Source organism: Brachyspira aalborgi (assembly GCF_008016455.1).
Taxonomy (GTDB): domain Bacteria; phylum Spirochaetota; class Brachyspiria; order Brachyspirales; family Brachyspiraceae; genus Brachyspira; species Brachyspira aalborgi.
The window spans coordinates 2,004,423-2,022,384 of the sequence record NZ_SAXU01000001.1; the positions used below are offsets into that span (position 1 = coordinate 2,004,423).

Consider the following 17,962-nt stretch of genomic DNA (forward strand, 5'->3'; position numbering starts at 1 on the left):
TTCTCATCTCATCTCATCTCATCTCATCTCATCTCATCTCATTTAACTTTATTTTAAAAAATTTTTCTTTGCAACAATTATATAATACGCTTTCTTTTGGCGTTTTACTCAAAAATTTATTATATAAATATTCTATAAAATTTTATTATATTAACTCATTCGTAAGGAGTAAAAAATGACTGAAAAAACTATAAACAATATTGTATGGTGGATACCATTTAGAAAATTAAGAGATAGCGTTAGAGAAGTTTTATATTCAATAAAAGATATTCAATATCATGTAGAAAATATTGATAGCGATAATACATTAAAAGATATTCGTAAAGTTATAACAAAAAAATATTCTAATGAAAACTATTTATATTCATGTAAATTAGGCGGAATAGATTTTAAATTTTATGATTTTATATTTTCAACGGCTGTTAACTGTATTTGTAATGAAATAGATGACTATAATTTTGATTCTATAGATTTTAAAGATGGCGATGTAGTTATAGATATAGGCGGAAATATTGGAATGGTTTCTATATATCTTGCTAAAAAATATCCTTTTCTAAAAATATACGCGTTTGAACCCGTTAAACAAAATTACGAAAATTTTCTAAAGAATATAGAATTAAATAATATAAATGAAGATATAATAAAAGTTTTTAATTTGGCTATAACAAAAGATAGAAGAGATGTAATTTTAACTTCGCCTTTTAATAATAGCGGAGCAAGTAATATATATAATAACTTTCGTGGCAGCGGTAATATAATTTCAAATAATGATATAAGTATAAAATCTATAACCTTTGACGATATATTTGCCAATAATAATATTTCAAAATGCAAATTATTAAAAATAGATTGCGAAGGAGCAGAATACGAAATTCTATATAGCGCTAATGTAGAAAATCTAAAAAATTGCGAATATATGCGCGGCGAATTTCATAAATTCTATGGAGAAAATTCCAAGAGAGAAGATTTATATAATTATTGTAGCAAATATATAAAGAATATTGATGTAATGTATAACTCGGATAATTAATATTTAAATATTATCGCTTTTAATTTTCTAATAGTAAAAATAAGATTAATAAAGAATTAAAATTTAGATATAATCCACATTACAAAAGATAAAACAATGCTCGCTATTATGCATGTGACTATTGGAAAGGCGAAAGTAAAATTTTCTTTTTTAATTACAATATCGCCTGGAAATTTTCCAAAAGGAATTTTTATATTTAAAAGCATCAATACGCCTACAATAACTACGATTATTCCAACCGCTATCAATAATTTTGCAAAATAATTATTCATAAATTATTCGGACATCCTTTTATTTAATTTTTCAATATCTTTGTCATGCCCCGCGATTACTAAAATATCGCCTTCAATTAAAGATTCGTCAGGGTCGGGAGTGCAATCAACCGTTATTTTTTTCTCTCCTAAAATGCTTATAGCTTCTTTTTTAATTGCCACGACATTTATTTTATATTTTTTTCTTAAATCCAATTCTTTTAAATTTTTTCCCGAAAGCCCCGAATGAACGGGAAATTCTACGATTGAATGATATTCTGTTAAATCGTATAAAAGTAAAGAGTCGCCAACTTCAAGCTGTTCGGCTATATGAATTCCCATTGATTCTTCAGGGCTAACCAAATGAGTGACTCCAATCATACTTAATATCGCTTTATGTTTTTCGTCAGAATATCGAGCGATTATATTTTTTACATTTAATTCTTTTAATATAAGAGAAGTCAAAATGCTTGTCATCATATCTTCGCCAATAGTAACTATAACAGCGTCAAATTTATTTATCTCTATAGATTCCAAAGCTTCTTTTTGAGTGGAATCCAATCTTATAGCTTGAGTGACATTATTTTTTATAGCTTCAATTTCGTTAATATCGCTATCTATCGCCAAAACTTCAACGGAAGGTTTGCCCATAAGTCTATTTATTAAAGCTTTACCTAATGTGCCAACTCCTATAACGGCATATTGCAACATAAAAACCTCTAAAAAATTAAAATTACCGATTAATTATTATTTAATTATAGTTTAATATAAAAAATTGTCAAAAAGTTTTTATAATTATAAAATAATATTTATACATAAAAACTCAAATAAATATAAGTTTAAAGCAAATTGATTTTTTACCGATTTATTTTATAATATTATTGATTATTAAAAAGATAAAAAATTAATAAAAAACGCTTGATTTAAGTATTGACTTTTTTTATTATTGTGTTAATATATTTAAATCGTTTCAGAAAACGAGGGCGATTAGCTCAGCTGGGAGAGCGGGTGCCTTACAAGCACTAGGTCGGCGGTTCAATCCCGTCATCGCCCAAAGTCTTTTAGATTTGAATTTTAAAGTTTTGTATGGCTATTTTAAAATATATTTTAATAATTATAGCGATTCTTTTAGTATTTGCTTTTTTAAGTTTTATAATAAAATTCACTTCAAAGAGGTTAACAATATTCGCTTCGGTAATTGCAATAACAATTTTATCTATATTATCAATCTTAATAGTATATATGAATTATACGGTTAATATTTCTTCAAAAATAAAAGTATCGGCAAAAGAAAAAGAATTAAAAGAAGAGAAAAAAAGAATAAGAAATAATATTATAATTCGTCCTGGAGCTGTAGAATTAATTTCTTTGCATTTAAGTTATTCAAATAGAATTTCCGTTCCTATAATAAAAAATAGAGAATTGGGTTTTTATTTAGATAATACTTGGTTTAATTGGGCGGATGGAAAATTATTAAAAGACGAAGATATGCCAAATAGAGACGAATATATCAATTTCGGATTTTATTCCTATTCTTTAGACGGACTTCCAAAATTGCCCGAAGCAAGCGAAGAGATGACGAGAGAGTTTGAAGATTCATTTAAAAGAAGAATTAATAGCAGAAGAACTATTAACGATGAATTTTTAAATACTTTATACGATGGAAACACTTCAAGAAATATATTTAATAATATTATGACTATGAGCGTATTGGGTTATAGAACGCAGGTTCATGAATTTATTCAAAAACCTTTATCAAATGCAAATGCCGAAGTATTCGCCGTAGCTCAAACCAACGAAGAAGTGAAAAAATTTTTATCGTCTTTAAAAACCGTAAGCGGTTATGTATGGAAAATGATTTCAAAAAGTTCAAGTAAAAGCTATCATAGTTATGGAGCGGCTTTTGACACTTTGCCAAGAAGAAATGGCGGAAAACAAATATATTGGGCTTGGACAAGAGTTAATAATAAAAATTGGTATGCAGTTCCTTATGAAGATAGATGGCATCCTCCCGAAGATGTTATTAAAATTTTTGAAAAGCATGGATTTATTTGGGGCGGAAAATGGAATAATTACGACACAATTCATTTTGAATATCGTCCTGAACTCATAATTTATAATAGAATTAAAGACGATGAAAATGCCATTTATGATTTGATAGAAAAATACGGTTTATATTAATATTTATATATATATATAGGACCTTCGTCATTTTTTAAAGCTTCGTTTGCGTCTATCTTGAAAGCCGAACTGCAATCTTGTATTGACTTTTCAAAATATTCGTTATCGTTCGTTTTCTTATATTTATTAAAATACAAAGAACTTCTATTATTCAAAGCGTAAACATTTCGATTATCTAATTTTATTATTTCCTCATAATCTTTTAATGCATTTTCAAATAATTCGTTATTTCCCGTTATATTATATTTTGCCAAATAAATAGTCGCTCTATTATTTAATAAAATAAAGTCGGAATTATTGCTTGAATAAATCATATTGTCAAATATTGTTAAAGCCGTATTATAATCGTAATCCGATTTATCTATTCCATATCTTGTAGAATACAAAACGGCTTTATTATTCAAAATATCTTTATTGTCGTAAATCGATATAGCCGATTCGTAATATTTATCAGCCTTTCTAAAATATAAACTCTTATTATTTTTGCTATACATTCTCGTATATAATATTCCCGCTCCATTTAAAGCCAAATAATTTTTTTCGTCTATGCTAAAAATATTTTCTAATATTTCCAAAGCTTTTTCATCGTTAGAATTTTTTATAGCGATTACCAAATCTCGATACATACTTTCTATTTCTTCAAGTTTTTTCTCTTCCTGTTTTTTTAATATGCTAGAATTAGTAGCGACTAAATTTTTATTTTCTCTTTCTCTCTTTTTATTATTTTCTTCTATAATTTCATTTTTATTTATATCGTTATCTATAGGAGCGTCATTTGAAATAGATGCGGGATTAGTATTTAAACTATTATTCGTATAATTTAGAAATAATATTAAAGCGAACATTAAAATTAAGAGAAATAAAGCGACATAAGTGACTCTCAATAAACTATTTCCAATTAATCTGTTTATGGAAAATTTAAGCGTGCTGAAATTCGGATTTATTCCTAGTCTAATTTGCTCTTTTGCCAAATTTGTAATCTCTTCGGCTTTTTCGTTATTTTTTAATTGTTCTCCAAAATACAAAGAAATCATTTCCAAATATTTGCCTTCAATATTTGAAGATAGAGAATTTGTAAAAGAGTTAAGTTCTTTAGTTATATTATTATTTAAATTTATGCTATAGAGATTGCATATTACTAAAAATATAAGCATTATTACTGGGAACAATATAAGTATGGCGAAATTGATTTTCTTTACATTTGCGCTTTTCATTTATTTATACCTATTTAGTGATATTATAAAATAAATATAAAAATAATCAATTAATTATCGGAATAAAATTTTATATAAATTATCGTATATTTATAATAATTTGAATTCGCGTCTGAGAGGACTCGAACCTCCAACCGTCGGAACCGAAGTCCGATGCTCTATCCAATTGAGCCACAGACGCAATTTATAATTTTTATAAAAGAATATTTAAGATAATGGGCGAAAGACGGGACTTGAACCCGCGGCATCCAGATCCACAATCTGGCGCTCTAACCAACTGAGCTACATTCGCCATATATTAAACCGAAGAAAATAACTCGCGCCAGACAGGAATCGAACCTGTAACCCACAGCTTAGAAGGCTGTTGCTCTATCCAATTGAGCTACTAGCGCATTCGGGATGGTGAGACTCGAACTCACAACCCCCTGCTCCCAAAGCAGGTACGCTAACCAATTACGCTACATCCCGTTAAAGTTATTCTATATTATAATATTAATTATATTTTTTGTCAATATAATCTATTTCATTATTTTCCCCAAACGCCGCCAAATTTAAAACTCATTCCCAAATAAAAATCGTTATCAACGGTATAATGTTTTCCGCCTTTATCGTTATAAGATATTACGCCGACTTGACGCCTATCTTCTAATTCGTAATATTGACAATTATTTTTATAAACAGGGTCGTAAGTAAAAGTATCGGAAAGCATTATTTTAAAATCGTCCGTTATATTAAAAGTAATTTTCAAAAAAGCTCTGTATTTTAATTGATAAATATCTTCAGAATTTGAATATATATTATTATCATGAATTCCAAAATGCGCTGTTATGTCGAATTTCCATAATCTGCGAACTTCAAAAAATATAAATCCGCTCATTGCATAAAAAGGTTTTTTAGCTGCAAATGTTTGAATTGAAAAATCCGTATAATATCCGCTATTATAATGATGTTCGTTTGAGTTTGAACTAGAAGGCGAGTATTGATTATTTGCTCTTATTCCATGCCTAAACCAAAATCCTTCAATTCCAATAGTAAATCTTCCATTTTTGCCGTTTCTAAAATATAAAAAAGCGTTAATGCTATCGCCGTATTCTTTTATCGGTATCGAACCTAATTCGCTTACTATTCCCGCTACTCCCGTATTGATATAATCATTGCTATAAGAAATTTTTGCCATTAAACCTTTTGAAGAGTTTGCATCGAGTCCTTCTTCGCCGTTAACCATTCCAACTCCAATAAACACTCCGTAAAAACTTGATTCTAACATTATTCCCGTATCGTATCTTGGAATAAATTGAGTGTCGTATCCTATAGGCAAATCTCTTGGTCCCGAAAGAACTGTAGCCTTATTAGCGCTTACCGTATGATAATAAAATAAAGTTGGAAAATAAGAAGTCATAGGAATATTTTTAGTATATGATTCCAAAACTCCGACTCTTATTCCCACATACTTAAAATTTACGAATAAATTTAATTTTGTGAAGTCGAATAGGGGGGGGGACATATCTTTGTAAAATCTCGCTTTATGCGATAAAGGTTCGTAAAATCTTGATTTAATATCCGCACCGATTGATGCGTATTTATATTCTTTGATATAACTTAAATCTCCATAAAGCAAAACTCCTAAAGTATCTTCGTTTCCCGTTTGTTCTATTAAATCGCTCATTCTTCCGTAAGCTACTAATTCTAAAGACGCGCTTAAAACTCCGTATTTTCCCGAGTTTGTATTATTATTCGTATTTATTTCATTTGTATTTTGAGAGAATAAAGAAAAGCTTAATATTAAAAATATAGCTATAAAATATTTTATCATAATTATTCCTTGAAATATATAAATTATAATAAAGATATATTTTAAAAAAGAATTTGTCAAATAATCTTAAAATATAAAATTGTAAAAGTATTGACAAATAATAAAATTAAATTTATAGTTTAATTATTCTGCCTCATACGCGAATAGACGACATTTTTGCGCCAGTATAAATTAACGCGTTAGGGATACAGAGCGAAATATTAATGATAGGCTCGCCGCTTGCGGTTTTGAGAAATCAAGGTCATGTTTCAGAGTAGCCCACCTGACAAAATAGTCAGGCGCATTTATGTCTTATACGATGAGGCGGATTTTTTATTAATTAAATATTACCACATTCTTTCCACTTTAGAAATTCCTATGATATCAAAACATATTCCTAAAATTTTTTTTACCGCTTTTACTAAAGTTAATCTTTCTTGCCTAATCGATTCGTTTTCTTCTAAAACTATATTATCGTAATAAAATTTATGCAATGCGCTTGCAATTTCGTAAGTATAATTAAGCAAAGCGTAAACTTCCAAAGATTTTGAAGATTCGTAAATTTCGTCTTTAAATCTTAAAATTATTTTTGCAAGTTTTAAAGAGCTTTCGTTTGAAATATTATTTATATCGAAAGATTTATTTTTATCATAGCTTAAATTTTTTTCTTCAAGTTTGAAAAATATATTGCAAATTCTCGCGTAAGCGTATTGAACATAATAAACGGGATTATCGTTGTCTTTCTTTTTTGCAAGTTCCAAATCAAAATCAAGCGAACTCGAATAAGAACGCATAAGTAAAAAATATCTTGTAGAATCTACTCCAATCTCGTCAATAACCTCTTCTAAACTTATCATATCTCCCGTTCTCTTGCTCATTCTTATAAGCTCATTTCCTCTATATAATCTAACCATTTGTCCCAATATTACTTTTAAAGTCGCCGTATCGCCCGAAACCGCCCGAACCGCCGCCGTAATTCTCGGAACATATCCATGATGGTCAGCGCCCAAAATGTCTATTAAATATTTATAACCTCTGTCGATTTTATTTTTATGATATGCAATATCGGGAGCAAAGTAAGTGTATAATCCGTTGCTTTTTTTAATTACTCTGTCTTTATCGTCTCCGAATTTTACGCTTCTAAACCAAACCGCGTTATCTTCTTCAAATAAAAGTCCTTCTTTTTCTAAAAAGTCAATAGTTTTTTCAAGCTCTCCATTTTCTCTTATTTTTGATTCCAATGCATAGTTATCCATTTCTACGCCGAATCTTTTCAAAAGTTTTTTCTGACTTTCTAAAATTATATCTTTAGGAATTCCATTTTGTTTTGCAATATCTTTTATATAATCGCCATGATAACCGTCTTCTGGTATCTCTTTGCCTTCCTTAACCGCTTGAACGCTTTGATTTAATTTCGCTATCTGCTCGCCTGCATCATTAACATAAAATTCTTGATAAACTTCATGCCCTACGAATTTAAGCATATTTGATAACGCGCTTCCAATCGCCGCCCATCTTCCATGCCCGATATGAAGAGGACCAGTCGGATTTGCGCTTATATATTCTATTAGAATTTTCTTTTTTTCATTTTCGTTAATAATATTTTTTCCGTAATTTTCGTATTTCAATAAATCGTTAATTTTTTCGTTTATAAATTCTTTCGACAAAGTCATATTTATAAAACCTGGTTTTGCAACTTCGATTTTATCGAAATATTTATTATTTTCTATATTTTTTATTATTCCATCCGCGATTTCCATTGGATTTTTCTTTAATATTTTTGCAAGTCTCATTCCTATAGGGCTTGCATAATCGCCGAATTTATCGTCAGCCGAATAACCGATTTCTATATTATTATTTTCAATATTGATATTTAAATTTTTTAAATAATTATCAAGCGATTTTTCAATTATATTTGAAATAAATTTTTTTAGCATATTTTCTCCGAAAAGCATGAGTTTATAAAAAATATCATAAAAATCTATACTATATTAAAGTTTAAAGTTATGCAAGTATATTTTTTAATTAAAATTCTAAAATCTTTATATTGACTTTATTCAATTTGTATAGTAAGGTAATATTATAACAAACTATTTACTTTGGAGGTATATATGCCAAGTTTTGCAAATCCTTTTAACGCTAATGTTCAAAGAAAGGTGAGTAAGGAAGAGTTGATTCAGGCTATAAGATTAGATATAGCGGGAGAGTTGGAAGCGATTTATTTATATGACGCTCATGTTATGGCTACGGACGATGCCGTTGCAAAAGCGGTTTTAAGTGATATAAGAGACGAAGAAAAAGCGCATGTTGGAGAGTTAATGGCTCTTTTGAGACATTTGGACCCTAAAGAAGCGGAACATTTTGAATCGGGAGAATTGGAAGTTAAAGAATTAATGGAAGAGCTTGGAATAAAAGAACCTGAATTATCGGGACTTACTGTTGGAAGCTTAAAAAATAAATAAGGAGGCATTTATGGATTATTTGGCAAGAGAAAGTTCGCCTTTTGAAAATGATTTTTGGAGAAATATTGATAAAACCGTTATAGAAACGGCAAGCAGAACTTTAATCGGAAGAAGATTTTTAAATATTTACGGACCTTTAGGCTCGGGAACTATAAGCGTTCAATACGATAAAAATAATAGAGAAGAAGTATTTGAAAACGGAATAGTTAAAACTTCGGGCAGAAAATCTGTAGAACTTCCGCAATTATACGAGGATTTTACTCTTTTATGGAGAGATATTGAAAATAATGAAAAAAATAAATTGCCTTTAGATTTATCGGTAGTATCTTCCGCCGCTCAAAATTTGGCAAATATAGAAGACAATCTAATATTTTACGGAAACGAATTTTTAAGCGTTGAAGGAATATTAAACGCTAAAGGAAGTCAAAAATTAAAATTAAGCGATTGGGGAGTTGGAGAAAATCCTTATAAAGATATAGTTAAAGCTATTAATATGATTACAGAAAAAGGTATTGTAGGAAAAATAACCTTATGTTTAAACAGAGGTTTATATTTCGATTTGCAAAGAATTCAGCAAGGAACGGGAATGACGGAAGCTCAAAGAATTTCAAGTATGATTGGAAATTTATTCAATGTTTCGGTTATTAAAGATAAAAAAGCCGCCGTAATTTGCGCCGAATCTCAATATATAGATTTAGCTATCGGAATAGATATGGCAACGGCTTATTTGGAACAGAAAGATTTAAATCATAGCTTTAGAATAATGGAAACAGTTTTACCAAGAATAAAAGAGCCTAACGCTATAGTCGTTTTGGAATAAAATAAATTAGACTATAAATTTTTTAATTGAACAGAAAGCCCAAATTAATTAACGCTAAATTATATTGTATAATTAAACTATCAATTAAGCGTATTTTTTATTTGGGCTTTTGTTTTGCAGTTAAATATATTCTTTAATTAAGACATTTCTATTTTTTATATTGATATTATATTTATTGCATATATAATAACGGCATGAAAAATAGTAAAGTAATATTTCCTGGAACTTTCGACCCTTTTTCTTTAGGGCATTTGGATGTGCTTTATCGTTTGGCAAATATTTTTGAAAAAGTTTATATTTCTATAGCGATTAATTTGGAAAAATCCCCGACTTTTACTTTGGAAGAGCGAAAAAAAATGATAGAAAAAGTCATTGGAAATAACGATTCTATAGAAATTGTCGCAATATCGGGACTTGTTACGGAATATATGAAGAATAATCAAATTAAAGTTTTGGCAAGAGGAATAAGAGATAGCGAAGATTTATATTATGAATTAAAAATGTCAAGAATGAATAAATTATTATATCCCGAAATGGATACGATATTTTTGAATACTTCAGAAAATTATACTCATATAAGTTCTTCTTTAATAAAAGAAATTCTTAAATTCAACGGTCCGATTGAAGGATTAGTTCCCGAAATTTTAATTGAAGATATAAAATCAAAATTTATAAAGAAATAAAATAATTATGAAAAATTTTTATTTAGAAAATTACGGTTGTCAAATGAATAAAGCCGATTCTAACAGTTTAATTAATTCTTTAATACAGGAAGGATTTATTCAAACTGAAAATTATGAGAATGCAGATAATATTATAATAAATACTTGCAGCGTGAGAGCGCATGCCGAAGAGAGAGTTTTTTCAAGAGTTAAACTTTTCAACTCTCATAGAAAAAAAAATAAAAGAGAGATGAGATTAATAATTATGGGATGCATGGCTCAAACTTCAAGAGACACTTTAAAAAATCTTGGAGCGGATAAAATATTTGATGTTTATAACGAAATAAATATTTTAGATTATATGAAAGACGAAGAAGCGTTTATAAAAAAATTTAACGATAATTATATTTTTAATAAATCTTATGTCGATAAAGATAAACCGCATAAAGCGTTTTTACCGATATCGCATGGATGCAATAATTGGTGTTCCTATTGTATAGTTCCTCATACAAGAGGAAAAATGGTTAGCAGAAAATCAAGCGAAATAATAGAAGAGATTAAAAGATTGATAGAAGACGGAGCTAAAGAAATAACTTTACTTGGACAAAATGTCAACTCTTACGGATTAGATATAGAAAACGAAATTTCTTTTACAGATTTACTTTATTTAATCGATAAAACGGTTTTAGATAATAAAGTTTGGATTAGATTTTTAACTTCGCATCCAAAAGATTTTGATAAAGATTTAGCCGATGCAATATGGAATTTAAAAAGCGTAGGAAAACATATACATTTGCCTTTTCAAAGCGGTTCAAACAGAATATTAAAATTAATGAATAGAAAATATGAGAAAGAAGAATATATTAAAAAAATTTCGTATTTAAGAGAATATGCAAAAGACTTTCCAATTTCAACCGATATAATTGTAGGTTATGCTGACGAAACCGAAGAAGAATATAACGAAACTTTAGATTTATTAAAAGAGATTGGTTTTGAAGACGCTTATTTGTATAAATACTCCGAAAGAGAAGGCTCGATTGCTTTTAAGAAAAAAGTTAAATATGACGAAAAAATAGGCTCTGAAAGATTAACAAAATTAGTTAACTTTCAAAGAATTTTAGCTCAAGAATTATTGAATAAACAAGTCGGAAAAAAAGCGGAAATTATGATTGACGATATTGCAAAAGACAATATGCATTATCAATGCAGAAGCAAAGAAAACAGATTAATACTCGTGAAAAAAGAAAAAAAATTAAATATGGGCGATATTTATAACTGCGAAATAACCGAAATTAAAAATCATACTTTGATAGGGAAAATTATTTAATGTTTTTTGGAGAGATTAATTATATTTTTTTATACGCAATATTGCCAGCTCTTATAACGGTATTTATTTTATCAAGAAAAAAAGTAAATAAAGCGCTTTCAATATTTATAAAAAATTTTAATTTCAAAAAAGATAAAAATTATAAAAGAATATCTAATTTAAGAATATCGTCTATAATATTTTTAATTCTTGCTATAGGTTTTTTAATTTTCGCATTGATGCAGCCGAAATGGGGAATAATTGAAAAAAAAATAAAAACCGAAAGCTATATGATAACCATACTTTTAGATTTGTCGAAAAGCATGGACGCAAACGATATTTATCCTTCAAGATTGGGAAGAGCAAAACTTGAAATAGAAGATTTTATAAAAAGCGTAGATAATTTATCGGTAGCTTTAGTAGGTTTCGCGGGAACAAGTTTTATAGCGACTCCTTTCACGCAAGATATGGAAACATTTACTCATATACTTGATAATTTAAGTCCAAAATCTGTAGCTTTGCAAGGAACAAGAATAGCGGATGCATTGCAAACAGCAAAAAATACTTTTAATATAAACTCTATAAGCCAAAAATCTATAATTCTTATAACAGACGGAGAAGACCATGCGGGAAATTTTGAGACTACATTAAAAGAATTAAAAGATATGAATATAAGCGTATATACGGTTGGAATAGGCACAGAAGAAGGAGAGAGTATAGTTTCCGATTTGGGAGTTTCGGGAAGAACGGTTATTTCAAAGAGAGACGATGAAACTTTAAAATTGATAGCGGATTATACGGGAGGCAAAAGCTATATAAATACTTCGCTTAAAGAAGTTTTTAACGATATAAAAAATAATTCGGATTCTTTTACTTCTATTAGAAATAGCAAAAGTTATGAAGAGAGATTTCAAATTTTTATTTTTATTTCAATAATTTTATTAACAATTTCTATAATTTTAAATTTATTTACTCAAATAAGGATAAAGGCAAATAATTATGATTAAAAAATTTTTATTATTATTTTTATTTTTTACCGCTAATTTTTACGGTTTTTCTTTAAATGAAATGACGGCGAAAATCGATGTAGACAGAGCGAATAGATTATTCAAAAAAGGAAATTACGAAGACGCCATAACATTATACGAAAGAGCTTTAAGTAAAATTACAAACTCTACTCAAATATATTATAACATGGGAACTACTATGGTTTCTATAGGCGAAACTGACACGGCAATACAATTATTTGACATGGCAAAAAATAATTTTAACGATAAAACGAGCAAATCTATAAAAAATTCCGTTTATTATAATTCGGGAATCGCTAAAATTGAAAATGAAGATTATCAAGGCGCTATAAACGAATTGATTGAATCGCTTGTTAATAATCCGAAAGACGAAAACTCAAAAAGAGCGCTTGAATATGCGAAAAAGAAATTGGAAGAACAAAAAAATAATAGCGGTTCTAAAAGTCAAAACTCTCCCAATGAACAAGAAGGAGAAAGCGACAATAACGAAGGTTCTAATAATTCCGATAATAATCAAAACGATAACAAAGAAAATAATAATTCTGATAATTCAAACGAAAATGACAAAAACGAAAGCGGAGAAAATTCAAAATCGGATATCGACAGATTATTGGAATCTTTAAGGCAGTTTAGAAAAGACAAAAATAACGAAGAGCAATATTATGGCGGAGGCAGAATTGACAAAGATTGGTAAATTATTTTTTCTAATATTTTTATTAATTTTTTTAATATCTTTTAAATCTTCATTCGCTCAAACTACGATTACGGCAAAATTATCGGACGATAAAATCGGCGTTGGAGAAATATTTACTTTATCTGTGACTATAGACAACGGAGCTGGAAAAATTACGATTCCCGATATAGACGGACTTATGCTTCGAGGAACTTCAAAAAGCGTAAATATGATGTATTCTTCAGGAAGCTTAAAAACGATTCAAACTTACAGTTATAATTATGTGGCAATTAAAGAAGGATTTTATACGATTGATAAAATAAAGGTAAAGGCAAATAATAACACATATATTGCAAATCCCGTTTCAATAGAAGTGGTAAGCGATTCGGTTAGAAATTCAATTTTAAATAAACCCGAAGGAGATTCTTTTGAAAGATTTATGAATTATAGAGAAGATATTATAGTAAATAATACGATAAACAAAAAAGAATTTTATATATACGAGCCGATTTATATAGAACAAAAAGCTTATTCCCATGTTCCCGTTAATGTTATAGGAATATCGAAAATCCCCGACAGAAACGATTTTTTAGTTTATACGGATTCTTCAGAAAGAAATTCTTATACGGAGATAATAGACGGAAAAAGAGTAAATGTTATTCCTTTAAAAAAAGAAGTTTTATTTGCCGTTAAGCAAGGAGAAAAAAATGTATTAACGACTCCTTTCGTATTTGAAAAAAATAATATGTTTTACGATAGAATTCAATACGGAGAAGAAGAATTTGACATTAAAATTTTATCTCTTCCAAGCGCTAAAGATTATAAAAATTTTTCTGGAGCGGTTGGCGATTTTAAGTTTAATACAAAAATAAACAAGACAAATATTAATATAGGAGATGAAGTTTTAATTTCTATTGAAGTTATAGGCGAAGGAAATATATCTATTATAAATATGCCTAATTTAAATGACGATATAAAAAATTATTTTTCGGTTTATCAGCCAAAAATATTTGAAACGAATTGGTTTGAAAATAATAAAATGATTGGAAAAAAAACTAAAGAATATATTTTAGTCGCCACAAATAAAGGAAATTATACTATTGAAAATATAGATTTCTGTTATTTTTCGCCTAACGATAAAAGCTATACGAATATTTATGCAAAAAATATAAATCTCTTTATAGACGGAAATAAAAATTATAATAATTCTCAAGCTACTTTAAATATTGGAAACGATACTAAAAAAACGGAAATTATGCAGATAAGAAATAATATAATAAAAAAACAAAACGATAAAAATTTTAAATTATTAAATATCAATATAATTTATATTTATGTTTTATTAATGATTGCAATATCGATTATAATTTATAATTTTGAAAAGATAAAAAAATTAAAATTTTTAAATGGCAATAATAAAATATCGGATATGAACGAAATATTGGAATATTATAATAAAAAAAATAGAATAGAATATTGCAAAGCGATAAAAGAATTTCTTATAAAAAATATAAATAAAAAATTTAATATCGATTCAAATGCCGATATATATAAAGAACTTAAAAATAAAAATATAGACGAAGAGACGATTAAAAATATAAAAGATATAATAGATTCTTGCCAATTTGAATTATACTCGGGAAATTCGATTAATAAAAATGAAGATTATCATACAAAAGCGATTAATATATTAAAGGAAACGGATAAATTAAAGTGAAATATATAATAATATTTGTCTTTCAATTTTGCTTGTTATACGGAGAAATTGATTTTGATAAAATAAACTCGATATTTAACGATGCTAATAAATTATACGAAGAAGGCGATTATTTTGAAGCGAATAATTTATACAAAAATATTGTTTCTTCAAATATTATTTCAAAAGATTTGTATTATAATTTAGGCTTATCTTATGCAAAAATTGGAAGCAACGGATATGCGATTTTATGGTATGAAAGAGCTTTAAATATCTCGCCTTTCGATAAGGAAATAAAAAATAATATCGATTTGTTTAATACAAATTCTTTTTCTAATCCTTTTGAAAATAAATCGACTTTAATTATAATTTTTTATTTAACTTTATTTTTATTTATTTTATTTTTTACGATTTTAATAATTTTATTTATAAAGAAAAGAAAAATATATTATTTATTAATTATAATCTCAATTTTATTTATTCTGCCTGCAATAATAAGTTATAATATAATTAATTCAAATTATTTAATCGTAATCGAACGCTCTAATTTATACAAAGGCGAAAGCGAAAGAGCTGATATAATTTCAATAATTAACGAAGGCGAAAAATTTAGAATATTAAAAGAATATAGCAATTGGTATTATGTAAAAAACTCTTCTTTTTCAAAAGGTTGGATAAACAAATCGTTTGCAGAAAAAATATAAATTAAATATCCGTAAATAAACAAGCCGATTTATGATTATCGTTTATGTCTTTTAAAATTGGAGATTCAAGTTTGCATTCTTCTTTTGCGTATATGCATCTTGTATGAAATCTGCATCCTGAAGGAATATCCGAAGCGTTTGGAATTTCGCCTTTTATCGGAAGCTCTTTAATAACATTAACTATGCCAACTTCAATATTTGGAACGGCTTCAATTAAGGCTTTAGTATAAGGATGTTTCGGATTATCTATTATTTCGTCAGCGTTTCCTATTTCTATTATTTTTCCTAAATACATAACGGCTATTCTATCGGCAAAATATCTCGCCGTTGATAAATCATGCGTAATATAAATATAGCTTAAATTTCTTTTTTCTTGAAGCTCTTTCATCATATAAAGAATTTCGGCTCTTGTAGATAAATCTATCATTGAAACAGGTTCGTCCGCTACGACTAATTTCGGATTAAGTATCAAAGCTCTTGCCGTTGCTATTCTCTGCCTCTGTCCGCCCGAAAGCATATGAGGATAAACTTCCATAAAATCCGTATTTATTTTAACATCTTTCAAAGCGTTTATAATCGTTTCGTTATAAGTTTCTTCGTTTCCTTCAATTTTGTGAATATATAAAGGTTCTTTCAATATGTCTTTTATTTTAAATCTTGGATTCATTGAAGCGTAAGGGTCTTGAAAAATCATTTGAACTTTTTTTCTATAACTTTTTATCTCTTCGTTTTTGAAAGAATTGATATCCTCGTTTTCAAATAAAATTTTTCCTTCGGTTGGAGCGATTAGATTCATTATAAGTTTTCCGATAGTCGTTTTACCGCTTCCCGATTCGCCTATAATTGCGAGTATCTCTCCTCTCTTTACTTCAAAATCGATTCCATCAACCGCTTTTATTTCTTTATTCTTTTTCAAAAGCGTCTCTATTATATTGACTTTATTGTAAAAGTATTTTTTAACATTTTGCAGTTTTAATATTATTTGCTCATTCATAATATATATTTTATATTAAACTTGAAAAAATTAATATAAGCAATTTAAGAATTTTTAATAATGAGATTATATAAATAATTAATTTTATATTTTAAACTTTATGCATTAATATATTTTATTTAAAAAAATAAATCTCTATCTTTTTGTAGCCGATTTTAAATCTATTCCCAAAATAAATAAGAATATAAAACCTATTATTGTAATTGGAACTATTCCCATAATATGATAAACCAAAGCGTAAGGAGCGGCTACCGATTTGTCTACTCCTATTAATGAAAGCCCAAAAATTATTGCCCACTCGAAAGGTCCTATTCCCGAAGGAGCGGAAGGAATAGCAAAACCGAAACCGCCCGCAGCAAATATGAATAAAGCGATTATAGGAGAAGCCTTTATATCGAAAGCGGTTAAAAGAAATCCTATAGTAAATATTTGTCCGATTAAATATAATGCAGTGTATAAAAAAATTAAAAATATATGTTTAATGTCGCTTTTAATTCCTATTCCGTCTATAAAATTGCATGAAAATTCTATTAATTTAATCGATATTTTTTTAGGTAATACTCCGAATACTTTATTAAAAACTTTATGGGCGAAAGATTTATTAAAACTCAAAAATACTAAAATTATTATTCCGATAACCGAAATTACAAATAAAGAAATTGCCGCATATAAAACGGTGTCGGGCAAATTTGGTATAAATATAAGCGAAATTGAAAGTATAACGACTCCCGTTATTATGTCAAATAATCTTTCGGTTACAACGGACGCAAAAACTGCGGATTTACTAACTCCTTCTTTAGCGCCTAAAATATAAGCTCTAACGACTTCGCCAAGTTTTGCGGGTAAAATATTGCTTGCCATATAGCCGATATAAACGGATGCAATTATAGTTCTTTTTTTTATTGGCTCTTTTAACGGAATAAAACATTCCCATCTTAAAGCTCGAAATACTATTATAACAACGCTTAAAATTAAAGAAATTATAACATAAGGAATTTTAACATTTTTTATTATCTCTATAGATTCTTTTAAATCTATTCCTCTGAAAGCGAAATATAAACAAATAACGCTTATTATTATCCCTATTATAATTTGAATAATTGTTTTATAATTTTTTTTCATTTATCAATATTCCTTAATTATAAATCT

The 17,962-nt window shown here is 27.8% G+C and carries 17 protein-coding genes and 5 tRNA genes; 11 read left to right on the forward strand and 11 right to left on the reverse strand.

The features are described from left to right. Window positions 1-175 precede the first annotated feature (175 nt). Entirely contained in the window at window positions 176-1,030 is an 855-nt protein-coding gene (locus EPJ79_RS08985; protein ID WP_147739234.1) for an FkbM family methyltransferase, read from the forward strand. 56 nt (window positions 1,031-1,086) lie between these two features. Here the strand turns inward: EPJ79_RS08985 and EPJ79_RS08990 are convergent, their stop codons facing one another. Both EPJ79_RS08990 and EPJ79_RS08995 read right to left on the reverse strand, forming a co-directional pair. Beyond that, a complete protein-coding gene (locus EPJ79_RS08990) occupies window positions 1,087-1,302 on the reverse strand; it encodes a DUF2905 domain-containing protein (protein ID WP_147739235.1) in 216 nt (71 codons plus the stop codon). Window positions 1,303-1,305: 3 nt separating this feature from the next. Then, window positions 1,306-1,992, reverse strand: coding sequence for a potassium channel family protein (locus tag EPJ79_RS08995; protein WP_021959227.1), 687 nt, complete (start codon window positions 1,990-1,992; stop codon window positions 1,306-1,308). Window positions 1,993-2,262: 270 nt separating this feature from the next. Here EPJ79_RS08995 and EPJ79_RS09000 point away from each other — a divergent pair. Then, a tRNA-Val gene (locus EPJ79_RS09000) sits at window positions 2,263-2,335 on the forward strand. A gap of 32 nt (window positions 2,336-2,367) precedes the next feature. Then, window positions 2,368-3,462 carry a M15 family metallopeptidase gene (locus tag EPJ79_RS09005; protein WP_147739236.1) on the forward strand — a complete coding sequence of 365 codons (1,095 nt, stop codon included), beginning with the start codon at window positions 2,368-2,370 and terminating at the stop codon, window positions 3,460-3,462. On the opposite strand, the gene EPJ79_RS09010 is transcribed toward EPJ79_RS09005, so the two are convergent. The 7 genes from EPJ79_RS09010 to EPJ79_RS09040 form a co-directional block, all read right to left on the reverse strand. Beyond that, complete coding sequence (locus EPJ79_RS09010; protein ID WP_147739237.1) at window positions 3,459-4,676, reverse strand: tetratricopeptide repeat protein; 1,218 nt, start codon at window positions 4,674-4,676, stop codon at window positions 3,459-3,461. The two genes, EPJ79_RS09005 and EPJ79_RS09010, sit on opposite strands and share 4 nt — an antisense overlap. Before the next feature lie 107 nt (window positions 4,677-4,783). Next, window positions 4,784-4,857: transfer RNA gene (locus tag EPJ79_RS09015), tRNA-Arg, on the reverse strand. 36 nt (window positions 4,858-4,893) lie between these two features. Further along, window positions 4,894-4,969 (reverse strand) — tRNA-His (locus tag EPJ79_RS09020). A 25-nt stretch (window positions 4,970-4,994) separates the two neighbouring features. Then, window positions 4,995-5,068 (reverse strand) — tRNA-Arg (locus EPJ79_RS09025). Between the two features lie 2 nt (window positions 5,069-5,070). Continuing rightward, window positions 5,071-5,144: transfer RNA gene (locus tag EPJ79_RS09030), tRNA-Pro, on the reverse strand. Between the two features lie 58 nt (window positions 5,145-5,202). Continuing rightward, a complete protein-coding gene (locus EPJ79_RS09035) occupies window positions 5,203-6,489 on the reverse strand; it encodes a hypothetical protein (protein ID WP_147739238.1) in 1,287 nt (428 codons plus the stop codon). A gap of 326 nt (window positions 6,490-6,815) precedes the next feature. Next, the gene (locus EPJ79_RS09040) at window positions 6,816-8,405 is read right to left on the reverse strand and encodes an arginine--tRNA ligase (protein ID WP_147739239.1); all 1,590 of its coding nucleotides are present in this window, start codon (window positions 8,403-8,405) and stop codon (window positions 6,816-6,818) included. 174 nt (window positions 8,406-8,579) lie between these two features. On the opposite strand from EPJ79_RS09040, the gene EPJ79_RS09045 reads away from it, so the two are divergent. The 8 genes from EPJ79_RS09045 to EPJ79_RS09080 all read left to right on the forward strand — a co-directional run bounded on the left by EPJ79_RS09045 (window position 8,580) and on the right by EPJ79_RS09080 (window position 15,819). Next, entirely contained in the window at window positions 8,580-8,930 is a 351-nt protein-coding gene (locus EPJ79_RS09045) for a demethoxyubiquinone hydroxylase family protein (RefSeq protein ID WP_021959718.1), read from the forward strand. 10 nt (window positions 8,931-8,940) lie between these two features. Next, on the forward strand, window positions 8,941-9,750 hold the full coding sequence (locus EPJ79_RS09050) for a family 1 encapsulin nanocompartment shell protein (protein ID WP_147739240.1): 810 nt from the start codon (window positions 8,941-8,943) through the stop codon (window positions 9,748-9,750). A 194-nt stretch (window positions 9,751-9,944) separates the two neighbouring features. Further along, complete coding sequence (gene coaD, locus EPJ79_RS09055; protein ID WP_147739241.1) at window positions 9,945-10,433, forward strand: pantetheine-phosphate adenylyltransferase; 489 nt, start codon at window positions 9,945-9,947, stop codon at window positions 10,431-10,433. A gap of 7 nt (window positions 10,434-10,440) precedes the next feature. After that, entirely contained in the window at window positions 10,441-11,739 is a 1,299-nt protein-coding gene (gene miaB / locus EPJ79_RS09060) for a tRNA (N6-isopentenyl adenosine(37)-C2)-methylthiotransferase MiaB (RefSeq protein ID WP_147739242.1), read from the forward strand. Beyond that, window positions 11,739-12,725 (forward strand): vWA domain-containing protein, encoded by a 987-nt coding sequence (locus tag EPJ79_RS09065; RefSeq protein WP_147739243.1) that lies wholly within the window; start codon window positions 11,739-11,741, stop codon window positions 12,723-12,725. The genes miaB and EPJ79_RS09065 overlap by 1 nt, the downstream gene beginning before the upstream one ends. After that, on the forward strand, window positions 12,718-13,440 hold the full coding sequence (locus EPJ79_RS09070) for a tetratricopeptide repeat protein (RefSeq protein ID WP_147739244.1): 723 nt from the start codon (window positions 12,718-12,720) through the stop codon (window positions 13,438-13,440). The genes EPJ79_RS09065 and EPJ79_RS09070 overlap by 8 nt, the downstream gene beginning before the upstream one ends. Further along, complete coding sequence (locus EPJ79_RS09075) at window positions 13,424-15,136, forward strand: BatD family protein (RefSeq protein WP_338134179.1); 1,713 nt, start codon at window positions 13,424-13,426, stop codon at window positions 15,134-15,136. Before EPJ79_RS09070 ends, EPJ79_RS09075 begins: the two co-directional genes overlap by 17 nt. Next, entirely contained in the window at window positions 15,133-15,819 is a 687-nt protein-coding gene (locus EPJ79_RS09080) for a tetratricopeptide repeat protein (protein WP_244289094.1), read from the forward strand. Before EPJ79_RS09075 ends, EPJ79_RS09080 begins: the two co-directional genes overlap by 4 nt. 1 nt (window position 15,820) lies before the next feature. Here EPJ79_RS09080 and EPJ79_RS09085 read toward each other — a convergent pair whose 3' ends face one another. Both EPJ79_RS09085 and EPJ79_RS09090 read right to left on the reverse strand, forming a co-directional pair. Beyond that, window positions 15,821-16,813 (reverse strand): ABC transporter ATP-binding protein, encoded by a 993-nt coding sequence (locus EPJ79_RS09085; RefSeq protein WP_147739247.1) that lies wholly within the window; start codon window positions 16,811-16,813, stop codon window positions 15,821-15,823. 135 nt (window positions 16,814-16,948) lie between these two features. After that, a complete protein-coding gene (locus EPJ79_RS09090; RefSeq protein WP_147739248.1) occupies window positions 16,949-17,935 on the reverse strand; it encodes a lysylphosphatidylglycerol synthase transmembrane domain-containing protein in 987 nt (328 codons plus the stop codon). Window positions 17,936-17,962 lie beyond the last annotated feature (27 nt).